The following is a 17,378-nucleotide window of genomic DNA, read 5'->3' on the forward strand; positions in this document are numbered from 1 at the left end:
CGGGCCCGGAGGGCCGGGCGGCGGGCTCCGGGGGCGATGCGGGCTCCGGGCCGGCCGGGCCCGGGGCGCGGGTCGGCTCAGGTCGCGGGCCGGTCGCAGGCCGGTTCTGGTCGGCGCTCGAAGCGGCCGGCTCCGTTTCAGCCCGCGACATCGAAGCCCTCTCCTGTCAGGGCGACGAACGCGTCCTCCAGGGAGGCGCGTTCGAGGCCGAAGCCGCGGACGCGGACGCCCGCGGCGACCAGCGCGGCGTTGAGGTCGGCGAGGTCCGGCGGGTCGGGGGGCAGTTCGCCGCTGACGCGTTGACCGTCGGTGAGGAGGGCGCCGACGCCGTGTTCGGTGAGCACGCGGGCCGCCTCCGCCGGGTCCGGTGTGGTGACGACGAGCCGCCCGCGCGTACCGGCCGCGAGGTCGGCCACCGGCCCCTGCGTGAGGAGCCGGCCGCGCGCCATGACGGCCGCGTGCGTACAGACCTGCTCGATCTCGTCCAGCAGGTGCGAGGAGAGGAAGACGGTGGTGCCGTCGGCGGCCAACTCCCTTACCAGGGAGCGGATTTCGCGCATGCCCTGCGGATCGAGCCCGTTCGTGGGCTCGTCGAGGACCAGCAGCTCGCGCGGCTGGAGCAGGGCGGCGGCCAGTCCGAGCCGCTGCTTCATGCCCAGCGAGTACGCCTTCGCCTTCTTCGGGCCCGCCGCCGTGAGCCCGACCCGGTCCAGCGCGGAGCCCACCCTGGCCCGGCGCGTACGCGGGTCGGCCGTCGGGTCGGCCGCGTCGTACCGCAGCAGATTGTCCCGGCCGGACAGGAAGCCGTAGAGGGCCGGGCCCTCGATCAGCGCGCCCACCTTGGGCAGCACCGTGCGCTGTGCGCCCGGCATCGGGCGGCCCAGCACCCGCGCCGTGCCCGCCGTCGGCGCGATCAGGCCCATCAGCATCCGGATCGTCGTCGTCTTCCCCGAGCCGTTGGGGCCCAGGAAACCGAAGACGCTGCCGCGCGGCACCCGCAGGTCCAGGCCGTCCACGGCGAGCGTGCCGCGGTACCGCTTCGCGAGGCCGCGCGTCTCGATCACCACGTCGGCGGCGTCCGCCGCGGGCACGGTCACCGCGTCGTACGCGCTCGGCCCGTTCGGCCCGGTGGCCTGCGGCTGCTGCATCGCGCTCCTCTGCGACGGGGACTGGGAAGTGTACGGCGCACGCCGCGCCCGGCCGGAACTCCCGGCTCCGGGCCTGAGCCCGGACCCGCTTCCGCCCGCGCCCGGTGGGTGCCCCCCCGGACGGGGACGGGCACCCACCGACTGGCGTGCGAGCGACGCTACTTCGCCGCGTTCGCCGCGTCCGTCAGCGCGGACTGCGTCACCGCGCCGACGTACAGGGTGCCCTTGTCGGTCAGGAGGGCGTTGACCAGGCGGGTGTGGAAGACGGTGCCGGAGCCGAAGTCGCCGGTGACGTGCCGCCCGAAGCTGTTGAGCAGGGACTGGGCGTCGCCGCCGCCCTTGCCGTGCGCGTTCTTGTCGGCGCCGGAGGGCAGGCCGCCGGGCGACGTGATGACGGCGATGGAGTCCCAGCCCTTGCCGATGACGGTGGGCTCGGCACCGGAGGTGTGACCGGTGCCGTTGACACCGTCGAAGCCGGGCAGGCCGGTGACACCGTCAAACCCCTTCTGGCCCTTGGCGACGGCGTCGGACTCCTTGCCGGCCTCGGTGACCTTCGTGCCCTTGGGCGGGGTGAAGGTGAAGGTCGACGCGGACGGCTTGCCGAAGCTCACCTTCGTGAAGCCGATGTCCACGATGGCCTTGCCGCCGCCCTTGGGCGAGAGCGTGAACTTCAGCGGGACGCCGGTCTTGGAGTCGACGGCGATACGGATCGCGCCGACCGTGGTCTTGTCCGCGTGCTGCGGGGTGACCAGGAGTTGGTACGCGCTGTGGCCCGCGACGCGCGCGGTGCCGTCCACGGTGACCGAGGCCGTACCGTCGGCGGCCTTGAGCACCTGCTGGGCGGCGGCCTGCGGGGTGGCCGGGAAGTCCTGGGACCGGGCCCTGCTGTCGGCGCCGCCCTTGGGGTCGGCCGGGGCGGTCGCGTGATACGCCTCGTTGGACCCGCTGTCGTAGCCCCAGACCTCGGTGCCGTTGTGGATCAGGCTGTACTCGGCGGTGGGCTCGATGATCGAGACCTTCTGCCGGTCGGGGCCGTCCGCCGCCACGTGCAGGGTGTGCGAACCGGCCAGGAGCTGGGTGAGCTGGGCCTGCGGGGCCGCGGCCGAGCCCTTGCCGTCCTTGCCGGACGGGCCCGCGGCGCTCGCGGCGCCGCCGAACAGGCTGCTCGCCGCGCCGCCGGACAGGACGTCGGGCAGCCCGAGGTCCGTACTGACCTTCACCGAGCCCGACACCGTCTGGGTGTCGGACGCCGCGATCTTCGTGAGCAACTGCTCCGCCGTCAGCGTGGGCAGCGACGGGCTGCCGGTGTCCGCGAGCGCGGGTACGAGGCTGATGGTCGCCGCCGCCACCCCCGCCACCGCGACGGGCACCGCGTACCGCATGGCCTTGCGTCCCCGCCCCCTGCCGGGCTCGTCCGATTCCGGGTGCTCCGGAAACTGTGCCGGTTGGATCCGTGCCATCGCGTCTCTACCTCCGTCGTCGCGGCGGTTCACTGCCTCGCACTCGTCCGCTCCCCGGGCCATTGTCGCCCGGTCCGCCGTGAAGTGGACGTCTCCATCACACCAAAACGGCCAACCGGCCACATCAGCCGACGGATGCAACCCTGTGTACGTCCCCGGGATGACAGACCCCGACGCCGTACTCGGGTCGGCGCAGGGCGCCACCTAGGGGGCGTCGGCGATCCGACCTCACCGGCCGGTGCACGTCGCCGATGCAGCCCGACGCCGGGTCCGACGCGGGGGCTAGCCCGCCCGGTGCACCACGATGTCGCACAGCGCCGCCAGCGCCAGCTTCGCCGTGCACTCCGGCAGCGGCGCGAGGGCGGCGCGCGCCTCGTCGGCGTACCGGAGGGTGTCGCGGCGGGCCTGTTCGAGCGCGGGGTGGCCGCGCAGGAGGCTCAGGGCCTCGCCGTGCAGGGCGTCGTCGGTGAGGTCGCCGTCGAGGAGCTGGTTGAGGCGGCGGTCGGTGGCCGAGACGCCGCCCGCGGCCTGCTGGTACAGACGGCGTACGTGCAGGATCGGCAGCGTGGCGATGCCCTCGCGCAGGTCGGTGCCCGGGGTCTTGCCGGACTCGTGGCTGTCGCTGGTGATGTCGAGGAGGTCGTCGGCGAGCTGGAAGGCCAGGCCGATGCGCTCGCCGTACTGGGTGAGGGTGTGCACGACCGTCTCGTCCGCGCCGGACATCATCGCGCCGAACCGCCCGGACACGGCCATCAGCGAACTGGTCTTGCCCGCGAGGACGTCCAGGTAGTGGTCGATCGGGTCGCGGCCGTCGCGCGGTCCGACCGTCTCCAGGATCTGGCCGGTGACCAGCCGCTCGAAGGACTCCGCCTGGACGCGTACGGCCTCGGGGCCGAGGTCGGCCAGGATGTGCGAGGCGCGGGAGAAGAGGAAGTCGCCGGTCAGGATGGCGACGGAGTTGCCCCAGCGGGCGTTGGCGCTGGGCACGCCGCGGCGCACCTCGGCCTCGTCCATGATGTCGTCGTGGTAGAGCGTGGCCAGGTGGGTCAGCTCGACCACGACGGCAGCGGGGACCACCCGGGGCGCGTGCGGGTCGCCGAACTGGGCCCCGAGCATCACCAGGAGTGGCCGGAAGCGCTTGCCTCCCGCCTTGAGGAGGTGGCGCGCGGCGTCGGTGATGAACGGGACATCGCTCTTGGTGGCCTCCAGCAGGCCCTCTTCGACGGCCGAGAGACCGGCCTGGACGTCGGCCTCGAGGGCCTCGTCCCACACGCTCAGCCCGAAGGGCCCGACGACGGTCACGAGGGGTACTCCTGTCGCTGATCTGGCTTCTGGCGGGGTCTGAGGGGCGGCACTGTCTACACGGGCAGCGTAGCCGGTCGGCTGTGGATCACCGCCGGGGCATCGCCCTGGAAGCGGGGTCGCGGCGTACCGGAAGCGAGGTTCCGGAATTCCCCCCGGATTCGCCCCGTATTCGCCGCGGCTTCCTCACGGGTTCCCCGCTCCGGCCGCACCGATTCCTCGCTCCGGCGGCGCGGCTTCCCCCGCCCTTGCCCCTCGGCTTTCCCCGTCCCTGCTCCTCGGCTACCCCCGCTCCGGCACTACACCAGGCCGTCTCCGACCGGGCCGGTTATGATCCGTAATGCCGGTTTTAGCGACGTAAAGACCGCCCGGAAGGGATGATGGCCGATTCGGGCGGTTGACCGAAGAACGTTCACCATTACGTAAGACGGTCCCGCAACATGGTCAACTACGCTCGCGGCAGCAACAGGTGACATGTCCTCGCTTCGGGGTAGACCCCACGGGTAATCCCCGGGGAAACCCCCCAAGGAAAGAGAGGAGGTGGATCGATGGCAGCCGACCTGCGGGAAGACGAGGCGGAGGCCCACGTGCGCGGGGTCTGCTTCAAAACGGGTCCGCCCGCACGCACCGGTGTGGAATTGGAGTGGCTGGTCCACGACCGCTCCGATCCGCTGTCCCTGATATCCGTCGACCGGCTGGACGCGGCCCTCGCGCCCGTCGAACAGCCGGGCGGGCTGCCCAGCGGCAGCAGGCTCACCCGTGAGCCGGGCGGCCAGGTGGAGCTCAGCTCCCGGCCCGCCGACACCCTCGCCGCCTGCGTCGACTCCATGGCCGCCGATCTCGCGGCACTGCGACAGGCGACCGACGAGGCGGGACTCGTCCTCGTGGGACGCGGGCTCGACCCGTTCCGCGACCCTCCCCGCGTGCTCGACCATCCCCGCTACCGGGCCATGGAGAGCTTCTTCGACCGCGACGGCCCGTGGGGCCGCACGATGATGCGGCGCACCGCCGCCCTTCAGGTGAACCTCGACGCGGGCGACGACTCCGCGGGCACCTCCGGCTACCGCTTCCGCTGGGAGCTGGCGCACCGGATAGGCCCGGTCCTGGTCGCGGCCTTCGCGAATTCGCCGGTCCAGGGCGGCACGCCGACCGGCTGGGTCTCCACCCGGCAGGCGGTCTGGAGCCGGATGGACCCCAGCCGCACCCGGCAGCCGGGGCACGACGAGGACCCCCGTACCGCGTGGACGCGGTACGCCCTCGACGCGCGCCTGCTGTGCGTACGCGAGGGGCCCACCGACAGCAGCGGCGTCTGGGACGCCGCCCAGCCCGACTGGTCGGTGCCGGGCGACCTGACCTTCCGCGCATGGCTGCGGGGCGCGCCGGGCGTGCGGGCGCCGACCGTGGACGACCTCGACTACCACCTCAGCACGCTCTTCCCGCCGGTCCGCCCGCGCGGCTGGCTGGAGCTGCGGATGACCGACGCGCAGGACGGCGACGACTGGATCGTCCCGACCGTGCTGACGGCGACACTGCTGGACGACCCCGTCGCCGCCGAGGCCGCCCACGCGGCCACCGAGCCGCTCTGCGAGGACGGCGATCCGATGCCGTCCGAGGAGATGTGGCGGCGCGCCGCCCGGGTCGGCCCCGCCGACCCCGTCATCGGCGAGGCCGTACGGGCCTGTTTCGACGCCGCGGCCGGTGCGCTGGCGCGTACCGACGCCCCGGCCGCCCTGCGGCTGGCCGTCGCCGACTTCGCCGAGCGCTATCCAGAACGCGGACGATGTCCCGCCCATGACCAGTTGGACGCGCTGCGCCGCGTCTGACCCTCCGGAAGGCATGTCGTGACAAACCCTCGTACCGACGGCCGGAACACGGCCGAAAACAGTGCCTCACCCGGCACTTCCCTCACTTCTGGCGCATCCAGCACTTCGGCCGCTTCCGCCACGCCTGGCTCGGCTTCGGGCGCTTCGGGCGCTTCGCGTGCTTCGGGCGGTGCTGACGGGTCCGGTGGCTCCGGGGCTTCCGGCGGCTCCGGGACTTCCGGTGGCTCCGGCGGCTCCGGCGGCTCCGGCGGCTTTGATGTCAAGGCGCGGGCGCTCGCCGCGCTGGAGACCGCCCGGCGCAGGACCATGGCCCTCACCGACTGCGTGGACGACGCGGATCTGGCCGCGCAGCACTCGCCGCTGATGTCCCCGCTGGTCTGGGACCTGGCGCACATCGGCAACCAGGAAGAGCTGTGGCTGGTCCGTGAGGCCGGCGGCAGGCCGGGCCTGCGGCCCGACCTCGACCAGCTCTACGACGCCTTCCAGCACCCGCGCGCCGACCGTCCCGCGCTGCCGCTGCTCGGCCCCGACGAGGCCAGGGCGTACGTGGCGGAGGTACGCGCCGAGACCGTCGGCGTACTGGACGCCGTCGACACCTCGCCCAACGACTCGCCCTCCCTGAAGCGGGAGCGGGCGGAACGGCTGCTCGCGGACGGCTTCGTCTTCGGGATGCTCGCCCAGCACGAGCAGCAGCACGACGAGACGATGCTCGCCACCCATCAGCTCCGCAGCGGCCCGGCCGTCCTGGAGGCCCCCGAGCCTCCGCAGGCGCCCGCGGACGCGGCCGTGCTGCCCGCCGAAGTCCTGGTCCCCGGCGGCCCGTTCACGATGGGCACCAGCACCGAGCCGTGGGCGCTGGACAACGAGCGCCCCCAGCACACCGTGGACGTCGCCGCCTTCTGGCTGGACACCGTGCCGGTCACCAACGGCGACTACCTCGCCTTCATCGCGGCGGGCGGCTACCAGGACGCCCGCTGGTGGACCGAGGAGGGCTGGCGGCACGTCCAGGACGCGGGCCTCGAAGCGCCGCTCTTCTGGTCGTACGACGACGGCGCCTCCGTCTGGACCCGGCGCGTCTTCGGCCGGACCGAGCCCGTACGGGTCAACGAGCCGGTCGTGCACGTGTGTTGGTACGAGGCCGACGCGTACGCCCGCTGGGCGGGGCGGCGGCTGCCGACCGAGGAGGAGTGGGAGAAGGCGGCGCGGCATGACCCGGCGACCGGGCGCTCGCTGCGCTACCCGTGGGGTGACGCCGATCCCGGTCCCGAGCACGCCAATCTCGGCCAGACGCACCTGCGGCCCGCGCCCGCGGGCAGTTACCCGGCCGGTGCGGCGCCCTGCGGCGCGCGTCAACTCCTGGGCGACGTATGGGAGTGGACGTCCTCGGACTTCGCGCCGTACCCGGGCTTCGAGGCGTTCCCGTACAAGGAGTATTCCGACGTCTTCTTCGGTCCCGACTACAAGGTGCTGCGCGGCGGGTCGTTCGGCGCGGACCAGGTGGCGGCGCGCGGGACCTTCCGCAACTGGGACTATCCGATCCGGCGGCAGATCTTCGCCGGGTTCAGGACGGCGCGGGACGCGTCGGGGCCGGGGGCCGGGGCAGGGTCCGGGTCGGCGTCCGGGTCGGCGTCCACGTCTCCGTCCGGGTCGGCGTCCACGTCTCCGTCCGCGTCCGCGTCCCCGGAAGCCGGGCGCGGCTGATGTGCCGTCATCTCGCGTACGTCGGGCCGCCGTTGACGCTGGCCCGGCTGCTCACCGAGCCGTCGCGCGGGCTGTACGAGCAGTCGTGGCAGCCGCGGCTCCAACGGCACGGCACGGTGAACGCGGATGGTTTCGGCGTGGGTTGGTACCCGCTGGAGCCCTCGCCCGAGGAGGGTGACGAGGGCTTCCCGCTCCCCGCCCGTTACCGGCGGGCCGTACCCGTCTGGTCGGACGCCAACTTCACCGAGCTGGCCCGGACGATCCGGGCCGGCGCCGTCCTGGCGGCGGTACGGTCCGCGACCGCGGGCACCACGCAGGACGAGTCGGCCGCCGCGCCCTTCCGCGACGGCCGCTGGCTGTTCAGCCACAACGGCGCCGTCGCCGACTGGGAGCGGCTGCCCACCGATCTGACCTCCGCCGAACTGCTGGGCCTCGCGTCCCACAGCGACTCGGCGCTGTTGTGGGCGCTGCTCACCCGGCGGCTGCGGCAGGGCCAGCCGCCGGGCGGGGCGCTCGCCTCCGTCGTACGTGAGGTCGCCGCCGCCCGGCCGACCGCGCGGCTCAATCTGCTGCTCACGGACGGCCGGACGATCGCGGCCACGGCGTACGGGGACACGCTGTGGTTCCGTACCGGCCGCGATGTGCCGGGGTCCGCGGAGGCCGTGGCCTCCGGGGGGTCCGTGCTCGTCGCCTCGGAGCCGGACGACGCTCCGGGCGACTGGCACGAAGTCCCGGACCGGTCGCTGCTGTTGGCGACCACCGAGGGCGTACGGATCATCCCGCTGCGCCCGCCGACCCCTGTCCGTACCGACCGCGAGGACGCCCGGGGCAAGGACCGCACACGCGAGGACCCGCACCCGCACCTTATGGAGGAGAGCAGCATGGACGAGAGCCGCACGGGTGGCAGCCGCTTCACCCTCGACGACCGGCTGCCCGCCGACTACTTCACGACCTCACTGCGCGCCGACGTGCTCGGCGGGCTCACCACCGCGCCGCGCACCCTGCCGCCCAAGTGGTTCTACGACAAGCGCGGCAGCGACCTCTTCGAGCAGATCACGCGGCTGCCGGAGTACTACCCGACCCGCGCCGAGCAGGAGATCCTGACCCGCAGGGCCCCCGAGATCGCGCAGCTCACCCGGGCCGCGACCCTGATCGAGCTGGGCTCGGGCTCCTCCCGCAAGACGCGGCTGCTGCTCGACGCGCTGACCTCGGGCGGCACGCTGTCGCGCTACGCGCCGCTGGACGTCAGCGCGTCCGCGCTCGAAGAGGCCGGTGAGGCGATCGTCCGCGACTACCCGGGGCTGCGCGTCGCCGCGACCGTCGCCGACTTCGAGAGCGGTCTCGCGCTGTCCGACGAGCCGGGCCCGCGCCTGCTGGCCTTCCTCGGCAGCACCATCGGCAACTTCGACGCGGCCCAGCGCCGCGCCTTCTACCGGACGCTGTCCCTCTCCCTCACCAGCGACGACGTCCTGCTCCTCGGCGCCGACCTGGTCAAGGACCCGGACGTCCTGATCCGCGCCTACGACGACTCGCAGGGCATCACCGCCGAGTTCAACAAGAACGTCCTGCACGTGCTCAACCGCGAGCTCGGCGCCGACTTCGACCCCGACGCCTTCGACCACGTCGCCCTGTGGAACACCGACCACGAGCGGATCGAGATGCACCTGCGCTCCCGTACCGCCCAGACCGTCAAGATCCCCGACCTCGACCTCACCACCGGCTTCACCCCCGGCGAGCACCTGCGCACCGAGATCTCCTGCAAATTCCGCCGCGACTCCCTCACGGCCGAACTCCACGAAGGCGGCTTCACCGTCCGCCACTGGTGGACCGACCCCCAGTCCCGCTTCGCCCTCCTCCTCGCCGTCCCCAACTGACCCCGCCCCGTCCCCCGGGTCCCCCGGACCACCGCGGGCCCCGGGGGCGGGCTGCTCAAGGCGGCCGGTCTGCACGGGACGCGCGCCTTCCGCTACGGCAGGAGGAGGACGCGGCCGAGGTTGGTGCGGGTGTCGAGGGTGTGGTGGGCGGCGGGGGCCTCGGAGAGGGGGAAGGTGGCGTGGACGGCGGTGCGGAGGCGGCCGGAGGCGGCGAGGGCGGCGGCCTCGCGGAGGTCGGCCTCGGCGGCGGCGGGGTCGGCGGCGCGCCAGGCGAGGAGTGAGAAGCCGGTGACGGACTTGAGGGCGAACAGGTCGGTGACCGGGACGGCGTTCAGCTCGCCGCCGGCCGCGCCGTAGACGACGGCCCGGCCGTAGGGGGCCAGGAGGTCGATGCCGCGGCGCAGGGTGTCGCCGCCGACGGAGTCCAGGACGACGTCGACGGCGCCGTTGGGGGCCGCTTTCCTGACCCGGTCCGGCCAGTCGGGGGCGGTGTAGTCGACGGCGGCGTCGGCGCCGTGGTCGCGGACGAAGTCCAGTTTGGCGGGGCCGCCCGCCGTGCCGATGACGGTGCCCGCGCCGAGGAGCCTGGCGAGTTGTACGGCGATGTGCCCGATGCCGCCCGCGGCGGCGTGGACGAGGACGGTCTCGCCCGCCGCGAGGCGGCCCGCACGCAGCGCGCCGAGGGCGACCGGGACGGCCAGCGGGAGCATGCTGGCGGGGCCGGGGGCGAGGCCGTCGGGGACGGGCACGAGCCAGGCGGCGTCGGCGGTCACGTACTCGGCGAAGGCGTCCTCGGCCAGGGCGGCGACGCGGCGGCCGAGCAGGCCGGGGTCGGCGCCGGGGCCCACGGCCTCGACCGTGCCGACGACGTCGCCGGTGAGGACGCCGGGCAGCGGGCGGTGGAAGATCGAGCCCTCGGGGGCGCCGCGCCGGAATCGGGTGTCGATGAAATTCGCGCCGATCGCCTCGGCCCTGATCAGCACCTCGCCGGGGCCGGGCACCGGGGTCTCGGCCTCCTCCAGCGTGAGAACGTCGGGGCCGCCGTACTCGTGATACCGGACACGTCGCATGATGGATCTCCTCAGGGATCGACTCGGCACCCGACTAAAGTGGACCGCCGGTCAAGTTGATTCGACCGTACTGGACCGTCGGTCCAGTTGTCCATGCCTGTCTTGCCCCTGCCCTACGCCTTGCCTATGCCGGACGGAGCCGTGCCATGACAGAGGGCCAGCCGCCCGCGCCGCGTCCCGAACGGGCCGACGCGGCCCGCAACCGGCGCGCGATCCTGCGGGCCACCGAGGAACTGCTGGCCGCGCACCGGCCGGAGGAGATCTCCATGGAGCGGGTCGCGGAGGCGGCCGGCGTCGGCAAGGGCACCGTCTTCCACCGCTTCGGCAACCGCGCCGGGCTCATGCGGGCCCTGATGGAGGACCGCGCGCTCGCGCTGCACGAGGACGTGACCTCGGGGCCGCCGCCGCTCGGCCCCGGCGCGCCGCCCCGCGAGCGCCTGCTGGCCTTCCTGGACGCCGTCTCCGCCGTCATCGCCCGCAACAAGGGCCTCATGGCCGCCCTCGGCCACGCGGCGGCCGTCGCCCCGCGCGGCGGGCAGTGCGAGTCGGAGGCGGAAGTGGGCGACGCGCACCCCGTCTACGGCTTCTGGCACGCCCACCTCAGCGCGCTCCTGCGCGAGGCCCGCCCCGACGCTCCCCCCGCCTTCGATCCCGGTCTCCTGGCCCACCTCCTGCTCTCCTGCTTCAGCGGCGTCCCCGTCCTGCGGCTGCTGGAGTCGGGCGAAGGGGAGCGGGTCGCGGCGGGCGTACGGCAGTTGGCCACCGCGCTGGTGGACCGGGAGGAGTGGACGTGACGCAGGCTCAGGGCTCGCCCGGCCCGTCCGGCACCCCAGCCTCCTCCGACACCCCCGCCCCCTCCGGCTCCTTCGACGCCTCCGAGCGCCGGGCCTGGGGCGGGAAGGCCGACGCCTACGCGCGCAGCTTCGGCCTGCTGTGCGCCCACCCGGTGCCGGAGTTGCTGGACGCCGCCCTGGACATCGCCCTGGACGCCACCGGGGCAACGGCCGGGGGCCGGGTGCTCGACGTGGGCGCCGGTACGGGGACGGTCGCGGCGGCGGCCCTGGCTCGCGGGGCCGAGGTCACGGCGGTGGACGCCGAGCCCTCCATGGTGGCCGCCGCCGCGCGGGCGCTGCCGGGAGCGGACGTACGGCTCGCCACGCTGCCGCAACTCCCCTTCCCCGACGGGGAATTCGACGCGGTCATCGGCAACTTCGTCCTCAACCACGTGGGGCGGCCACGCGCCGCCCTGGCCGAACTGCGCCGCGTCACCCGCCCCGGCGGCCGTATCGCGGTCACCGTCTGGGGCTACCCGCCCGCGCCCGGCCAGTCCCTGCTCGGCCGCGCGGTGGCCGCCGCCGGGGTCCCCCGGCCGCCCGACTTCCCCACGCTCGCGCCCGACGAGGACTTCCCCCGCACCGAAGCGGGCCTGACCGGGCTCTTCGCCGACGCCCGCCTCCCGGGCGCGACGGCCCGCACCCTCGCCTGGGACCACCGCGTCGACCCCGACACCTGGTGGTCGGGGCCCGCCGCGGGCATCGCCTCGGTCGGCCAGCTCCTCACCGCCCAGCCGCCGTCCGTCGTCGCGGCCGTCCGCGCCGAATTCGACCGCCTGGCCGCGGAGTTCACGACCCCCGAGGGGCTCCTGGCCCTCCCCCACACCGCCGTGCTCGCCGTCGCCGACGTGCCCCGTCACGGCCGCCCGCCGCGCACGCACCGCGCCCGCACGCCCCCCACGCGCCGCGCCCCCGGGGCCCCTTGAGGGGGCACCCGGGGGCGCGGCGGCGGCGAGGAGACGGTCAGCGGACGAACACGCCCGCCTTGTCGGCGAGATCCAGGAAGTACTGGGGGGCCAGACCCAGCACGATCGTGACGGCAACCCCTATGGCGATGGCGGTGGACGTCAGCGGGCTCGGCACCGCGACGGACGGACCGTCCGCCTTCGGCTCGCTGAAGAACATCAGCACGATCACGCGGATGTAGAAGAAGGCCGCGATGGCCGACGAGATGACACCGACGATGACCAGCGGCATCGCACCGCCCTGCGCCGCGGCCTTGAACACCGCGAACTTCCCCGCGAAACCGGACGTCAGCGGGATGCCCGCGAAGGCCAGCAGGAACACGGCGAAGACGGCCGCGACCAGCGGCGAGCGCCGCCCGAGACCGGCCCACCGCGACAGGTGCGTGGCCTCGCCGCCCGCGTCGCGCACCAGCGTGACGACGGCGAAGGCGCCGAGGGTCACGAAGGAGTACGCGGCGAGGTAGAACAGGACGGAGGAGACGCCCTCCTTGTCGGTGGCGATCACGCCCGCCAGGATGAACCCGGCGTGGGCGACCGAGGAGTAGGCCAGCAGCCGCTTCACATCGGTCTGGGTGACGGCGATGATCGCGCCCGCCAGCATCGTGAGGATGGCGACGCCCCACATGACGGGCCGCCAGTCCCAGCGCAGTCCGGGCAGGACGACGTACAGCAGCCGCAGCAGCGCGCCGAAGGCGGCGACCTTGGTGGCGGCGGCCATGAAGCCGGTGACCGGGGTCGGCGCGCCCTGGTAGACGTCCGGGGTCCACATGTGGAACGGGACGGCGCCGACCTTGAAGAGCAGGCCGACCGCGACCATCGCGAAGCCGATCAGGAGCAGCGCGTCGTTGCCGGTGCTGTTGGCGAGCGCCGGGGTCATCGGGGCGGTGCCGTCGATGACCGAGGCGATGCCGCCGTAGGTGACCGTGCCCGAGTAGCCGTAGAGCAGGGCGATCCCGAAGAGCAGGAAGGCCGAGGAGAAGGCGCCGAGCAGGAAGTACTTGACGGCGGCTTCCTGCGACAGCAGGCGGTTGCGGCGGGCCAGCGCGCACAGGATGTACAGCGGCAGCGAGAAGACCTCGAGGGCGACGAAGAGCGTCAGCAGGTCGTTCGCCGCCGGGAAGACCAGCATGCCGCCGACCGCGAAGAGCAGCAGCGGGAAGACCTCGGTGGTGGTGAAACCGGCCTTGACCGCGGCCTTCTCCTGCTCGCCGCCGGGGACGGCGGAGCCCTGGGCCGCGAAGGAGTCGACGTTGTTGCCGTGCGCCTTCGGGTCCAGGCGCCGTTCGGCGAAGGTGAAGACGGCCACGATCGCCACCAGCAGGATCGTGCCCTGGAGGAAGAGCGCGGGACCGTCCACGGCGACCGCGCCCATCGCGGCGACATGCGCCTTCGTGGTGCCGTACCCCTTCTCGGCGAGCGCGACCACGGCGGCGAAGGCCGCCGCGAGACCGACCACGGCGAGGACGAGCTGCGCGGTGTAACGGGAGCGGCGCGGCAGGAACGCCTCAAGGAGGATGCCCACCATCGCCACGCCGAAGACGATCAGCACCGGCGAGAGCTGGGCGTACTCGATGTCCGGCTTCGGGATCTTGTCGGCGACCGGAGCGGCCGTCGTCCACAAGCTGTGGACGGCGCCCACACCTACGGCTCCCTTGTCTGCTGCGCTCACTTCTTCGCCTCCAGCGCGGGCTTGGGATCGGTCTTGTGCACGTCGGAGAGCGTGTGCTTGACCGACGGGTTGAGGATGTCGGTCACCGGCTTCGGGTACACGCCCAGGAAGAGCAGCAGCGCGATCAGCGGTGCCACGACGACCAGTTCACGTACCTTCAGGTCGGACATGCCCTCGATCCCGGCCTTGACCGGGCCGGTCATCGTGCGCTGGTAGAGCACCAGCACGTACAGCGCGGCGAGCACGATGCCCAGCGTGGCGATGATGCCGAGCACCGGGTAGCGGCTGAACGTGCCGACCAGTACGAGGAATTCGCTGACGAAGGGCGCCAGGCCCGGCAGCGACAAGGTGGCGAGGCCGCCGATCAGGAAGGTGCCCGCCAGTACCGGCGCCACCTTCTGCACACCGCCGAAGTCGGCGATGAGCCGCGAGCCGCGCCGGGTGATCAGGAAGCCCGCGACCAGCATCAGCGCGGCCGTCGAGATGCCGTGGTTGACCATGTACAGCGCGGCGCCGCTCTGCCCCTGGGTGGTCATCGCGAAGATGCCCAGGATGATGAAGCCGAAGTGCGAGATCGAGGCGTACGCGATCAGCCGCTTGATGTCCCGCTGGCCGACGGCGAGCAGCGCGCCGTAGATGATGCCGATCACGGCCAGGACCAGGATCACCGGGGTCGCCCACTTGGACGCCTCGGGGAAGAGCTGGAGGCAGTAGCGCAGCATCGCGAAGGTGCCGACCTTGTCGACGACCGCGGTGATCAGTACGGCGACCGGCGCGGTGGACTCGCCCATCGCGTTCGGCAGCCAGGTGTGCAGCGGCCACAGCGGCGCCTTCACCGCGAAGGCGAAGAAGAAGCCGAGGAACAGCCAGCGCTCGGTGGACGTCTCGATGTGCAGCTTCCCGGAACCGCGCGCGGCCAGGATCTCCTGGAGCGAGAAGGTGCCGGTGCCGAGCTGCTTGGCGGTGACCGCGTACAGGCCGATCACCGCGGCGAGCATGATCAGGCCGCCCGCCAGGTTGTACAGCAGGAACTTGACCGCCGCGTACGACCGCTGCCGTGCCGCCTCTTCCTCACCGGCCGCGTGCGCCCGGTCGCCGAAGCCGCCGATGAGGAAGTACATCGGGATGAGCATGGCTTCGAAGAAGATGTAGAAGAGGAAGACGTCGGTGGCCTCGAAGGAGAGCACCACCATGGCCTCGACCAGCAGGATCAGCGCGAAGAAGCCCTGCGTGGGACGCCACTTGAGGTGGGGGTTGCCCGCGGCGGAGCCGCTGGGAGCCGCGGTCTCCAGAGGCTCGGCGTCGTGCCAGCCGGCCAGCATCACGAAGGGGATCAGCAGCGCGGTCAGGGCGATCAGGGCGACGGCGATGCCGTCCACGCCCAGGTCGTAGCGGAGCCCGAAGTTCTTGATCCAGGCGTGCGACTCGGTGAGCTGATAGCGGTCGCCGCCCGGATCGAAGCGGACCAGCGCGGCGATGGCCAGACCGAGCGTGCCCAGCGAGAAGACCAGCGCCGTGTACTTGGCGGCGGTCCTCTTCGCCGCGGGCACGGCCGCGGTGACGACAGCGCCTACCGCGGGCAGCGCGGCGGTGACCGTGAGGAGGGGAAAGGACATGAGCTATCAGACCGCCCTCATGAGAAGAGTCGCGGCGACCAGCACCGCGGAGCCGCCGAGCATCGAGACGGCGTACGACCGTACGTAGCCGTTCTGGAGCTTGCGGAGGCGGCCGGAGAGGCCGCCGACCGAGGCGGCCGTGCCGTTGACGACGCCGTCGACCAGGGAGTGGTCGAGGTAGACCAGCGAGCGGGTGAGGTGCTCGCCGCCGCGGACGAGGACGACGTGGTTGAAGTCGTCCTGGAGCAGGTCGCGGCGGGCCGCCCGGGTCAGCAGCGAGCCGCGCGGCGCGACGGCGGGGACGGACCTGCGGCCGTACAGCATCCAGGCGATGCCGACGCCGATGACCAGCGCCACCATCGTGCCGCCGGTGACGGTGCCCGCGCTGATCGGCGAGTCGCCCTCGGCGTGCCCGGTGACCGGCTCCAGCCACTTCACGAAGGAGGAGTTGATGCTGAACAGCCCACCGGCCAGGACCGAGCCGAAGGCCAGGATGATCATCGGGATGGTCATCGACTTGGGCGACTCGTGCGGGTGCGGCTCGTGGCCCTCGGCGTCCGGCACCCAGCGCTTCTCGCCGAAGAAGGTCATCAGCATCACGCGCGTCATGTAGAAGGCCGTGATCGCGGCGCCCAGCAGGGCGCAGCAGCCGAGAATCCAGCCCTCGGCGCCGCCCTTGGCGAAGGCCGCCTCGATGATCTTGTCCTTGGAGAAGAAGCCGGACAGGCCGGGGAAGCCGATGATCGCCAGGTAGCCGAGACCGAAGGTGACGAAGGTGACCGGCATGTACGTGCGCAGGCCGCCGTAACGCCGCATGTCGACCTCGTCGTTCATGCCGTGCATGACCGAACCGGCGCCCAGGAACAGCCCGGCCTTGAAGAAGCCGTGCGTGACCAGGTGCATGATCGCGAAGACGTAGCCGATCGGGCCGAGCCCGGCCGCCATGATCATGTAGCCGATCTGCGACATCGTCGATCCGGCGAGCGCCTTCTTGATGTCGTCCTTCGCGCAACCGACGATCGCACCGAACAGCAGCGTGACCGCGCCGACGGTGACGACGGCGGTCTGCGCGTCGGGCGCCGCGTTGAAGATCGCGCCGGAGCGGGTGATCAGGTAGACGCCTGCGGTCACCATGGTCGCGGCGTGGATCAGGGCCGAGACCGGGGTCGGGCCCTCCATCGCGTCGCCGAGCCAGGACTGGAGCGGCACCTGGGCCGACTTGCCGCACGCGGCCAGCAGCAGCATGAAGCCGATGCCGGTGATCGTGGCGTGCTGCGTGGTCGAGGCGTCGGCGGCCCGCGGCAGGATGTCCGCGAAGGCGAACGAGCCGAAGGTGGTGAACATCAGCATGATGGCCACCGACAGGCCGATGTCGCCGACCCGGTTGACCAGGAACGCCTTCTTCGCCGCGGTCGCCGCGCTCGGCTTGTGCTGCCAGAAACCGATCAGCAGGTACGAGGCGAGGCCGACGCCCTCCCAACCGGCGTACAGCAGGAAGTAGTTGTCGGCCAGCACCAGCAGCAGCATCGCCGCGAGGAACAGGTTGAGGTAGCCGAAGAAGCGGCGGCGGCGCTCGTCGTGCTCCATGTAGCCGATCGAGTAGATGTGGATCAGCGTGCCCACACCGGTGATCAGCAGCACGAACGTCATCGACAACTGGTCGAGCTGGAAGCCGACATCGGCGCGGAAACCGCCGACCGGCACCCAGGTGAACAGGTGCGAGTGCAGGCCACGCGCGTCGGCGTCCTTGCCCAGCATGTTGGCGAACAGCACCACGCCGAGCGCGAACGACGCCAGGGCGAGCAGCGTGCCGAGCAGGTGGCCGAAGCGGTCGAGCCGCCGGCCTCCGGTCAGCAGGATGCCCGCGCCCAGCAGCGGCGCCGCGACGAGCAGTCCGATCAGGTTCTCCACTGTCGC

General features: G+C 72.7%; 12 protein-coding genes and 1 pseudogene. 6 read left to right on the forward strand and 7 right to left on the reverse strand.

Going from position 1 to position 17,378, the window contains the following annotated elements:
- Positions 1–137 precede the first annotated feature (137 nt).
- The 3 genes from ACFY9V_RS28040 to ACFY9V_RS28050 all read right to left on the reverse strand — a co-directional run bounded on the left by ACFY9V_RS28040 (position 138) and on the right by ACFY9V_RS28050 (position 3,910).
- On the reverse strand, positions 138–1,148 hold the full coding sequence (locus ACFY9V_RS28040; protein ID WP_391163491.1) for an ATP-binding cassette domain-containing protein: 1,011 nt from the start codon (positions 1,146–1,148) through the stop codon (positions 138–140).
- A gap of 158 nt (positions 1,149–1,306) precedes the next feature.
- Positions 1,307–2,608, reverse strand: coding sequence for an outer membrane lipoprotein carrier protein LolA (locus tag ACFY9V_RS28045; protein WP_391163493.1), 1,302 nt, complete (start codon positions 2,606–2,608; stop codon positions 1,307–1,309).
- 282 nt (positions 2,609–2,890) lie between these two features.
- Positions 2,891–3,910, reverse strand: a complete 1,020-nt coding sequence (locus ACFY9V_RS28050) for a polyprenyl synthetase family protein (protein WP_355340417.1) — start codon at positions 3,908–3,910, stop codon at positions 2,891–2,893.
- 548 nt (positions 3,911–4,458) lie between these two features.
- Between ACFY9V_RS28050 and egtA the strand changes: the two genes are divergently transcribed.
- From egtA to egtD, 4 genes and pseudogenes are all read left to right on the forward strand, one after another.
- Complete coding sequence (egtA, locus tag ACFY9V_RS28055) at positions 4,459–5,733, forward strand: ergothioneine biosynthesis glutamate--cysteine ligase EgtA (protein ID WP_355340420.1); 1,275 nt, start codon at positions 4,459–4,461, stop codon at positions 5,731–5,733.
- A 306-nt stretch (positions 5,734–6,039) separates the two neighbouring features.
- Positions 6,040–7,434 carry an ergothioneine biosynthesis protein EgtB gene (gene egtB / locus ACFY9V_RS28060; RefSeq protein WP_391163494.1) on the forward strand — a complete coding sequence of 465 codons (1,395 nt, stop codon included), beginning with the start codon at positions 6,040–6,042 and terminating at the stop codon, positions 7,432–7,434.
- Positions 7,434–8,207, forward strand: a pseudogene (gene egtC / locus ACFY9V_RS28065) (ergothioneine biosynthesis protein EgtC); the annotation flags it as partial. The gene egtB and the pseudogene egtC, both read left to right, overlap by 1 nt.
- Before the next feature lie 108 nt (positions 8,208–8,315).
- Positions 8,316–9,308: an L-histidine N(alpha)-methyltransferase gene (gene egtD, locus ACFY9V_RS28070; protein WP_355340722.1), complete on the forward strand. Its 993-nt coding sequence runs from the start codon at positions 8,316–8,318 to the stop codon at positions 9,306–9,308.
- Between the two features lie 92 nt (positions 9,309–9,400).
- Here the strand turns inward: egtD and ACFY9V_RS28075 are convergent, their stop codons facing one another.
- A complete protein-coding gene (locus ACFY9V_RS28075) occupies positions 9,401–10,378 on the reverse strand; it encodes a zinc-binding dehydrogenase (RefSeq protein WP_391163495.1) in 978 nt (325 codons plus the stop codon).
- 146 nt (positions 10,379–10,524) lie between these two features.
- Here ACFY9V_RS28075 and ACFY9V_RS28080 point away from each other — a divergent pair, with 146 nt between their 5' ends.
- Positions 10,525–11,172, forward strand: a complete 648-nt coding sequence (locus ACFY9V_RS28080; protein WP_391163496.1) for a TetR family transcriptional regulator — start codon at positions 10,525–10,527, stop codon at positions 11,170–11,172.
- On the forward strand, positions 11,169–12,137 hold the full coding sequence (locus ACFY9V_RS28085) for a methyltransferase domain-containing protein (protein WP_391163499.1): 969 nt from the start codon (positions 11,169–11,171) through the stop codon (positions 12,135–12,137). The genes ACFY9V_RS28080 and ACFY9V_RS28085 overlap by 4 nt, the downstream gene beginning before the upstream one ends.
- A gap of 37 nt (positions 12,138–12,174) precedes the next feature.
- Here ACFY9V_RS28085 and nuoN read toward each other — a convergent pair whose 3' ends face one another.
- Genes nuoN through nuoL form a run of 3 tightly spaced genes read right to left on the reverse strand, consistent with a single transcriptional unit; the run spans position 12,175 to position 17,372 of the window.
- Entirely contained in the window at positions 12,175–13,845 is a 1,671-nt protein-coding gene (gene nuoN / locus ACFY9V_RS28090) for an NADH-quinone oxidoreductase subunit NuoN (protein WP_355340423.1), read from the reverse strand.
- Positions 13,842–15,461 carry an NADH-quinone oxidoreductase subunit M gene (locus tag ACFY9V_RS28095; protein ID WP_355340426.1) on the reverse strand — a complete coding sequence of 540 codons (1,620 nt, stop codon included), beginning with the start codon at positions 15,459–15,461 and terminating at the stop codon, positions 13,842–13,844. Before ACFY9V_RS28095 ends, nuoN begins: the two co-directional genes overlap by 4 nt.
- A 6-nt stretch (positions 15,462–15,467) precedes the next feature.
- A complete protein-coding gene (gene nuoL / locus ACFY9V_RS28100; protein ID WP_355340429.1) occupies positions 15,468–17,372 on the reverse strand; it encodes an NADH-quinone oxidoreductase subunit L in 1,905 nt (634 codons plus the stop codon).
- Positions 17,373–17,378 lie beyond the last annotated feature (6 nt).

This window comes from Streptomyces sp. NPDC008317 (genome assembly GCF_042955955.1).
GTDB lineage: Bacteria > Actinomycetota > Actinomycetes > Streptomycetales > Streptomycetaceae > Actinacidiphila.

Excerpts from the sequence above, each read along its gene's own strand:
- egtA (WP_355340420.1), top strand. The coding sequence starts at position 4,459 with ATGGCAGCCGACCTGCGGGAAGACGAGGCGGAGGCCCACGTGCGCGGG.
- ACFY9V_RS28095 (WP_355340426.1), bottom strand. The coding sequence starts at position 15,461 with ATGTCCTTTCCCCTCCTCACGGTCACCGCCGCGCTGCCCGCGGTAGGC.
- ACFY9V_RS28045 (WP_391163493.1), bottom strand. The coding sequence starts at position 2,608 with ATGGCACGGATCCAACCGGCACAGTTTCCGGAGCACCCGGAATCGGAC.
- egtD (WP_355340722.1), top strand. The coding sequence starts at position 8,316 with ATGGACGAGAGCCGCACGGGTGGCAGCCGCTTCACCCTCGACGACCGG.
- ACFY9V_RS28080 (WP_391163496.1), top strand. The coding sequence starts at position 10,525 with ATGACAGAGGGCCAGCCGCCCGCGCCGCGTCCCGAACGGGCCGACGCG.
- ACFY9V_RS28075 (WP_391163495.1), bottom strand. The coding sequence starts at position 10,378 with ATGCGACGTGTCCGGTATCACGAGTACGGCGGCCCCGACGTTCTCACG.
- egtB (WP_391163494.1), top strand. The coding sequence starts at position 6,040 with ATGGCCCTCACCGACTGCGTGGACGACGCGGATCTGGCCGCGCAGCAC.
- ACFY9V_RS28040 (WP_391163491.1), bottom strand. The coding sequence starts at position 1,148 with ATGCAGCAGCCGCAGGCCACCGGGCCGAACGGGCCGAGCGCGTACGAC.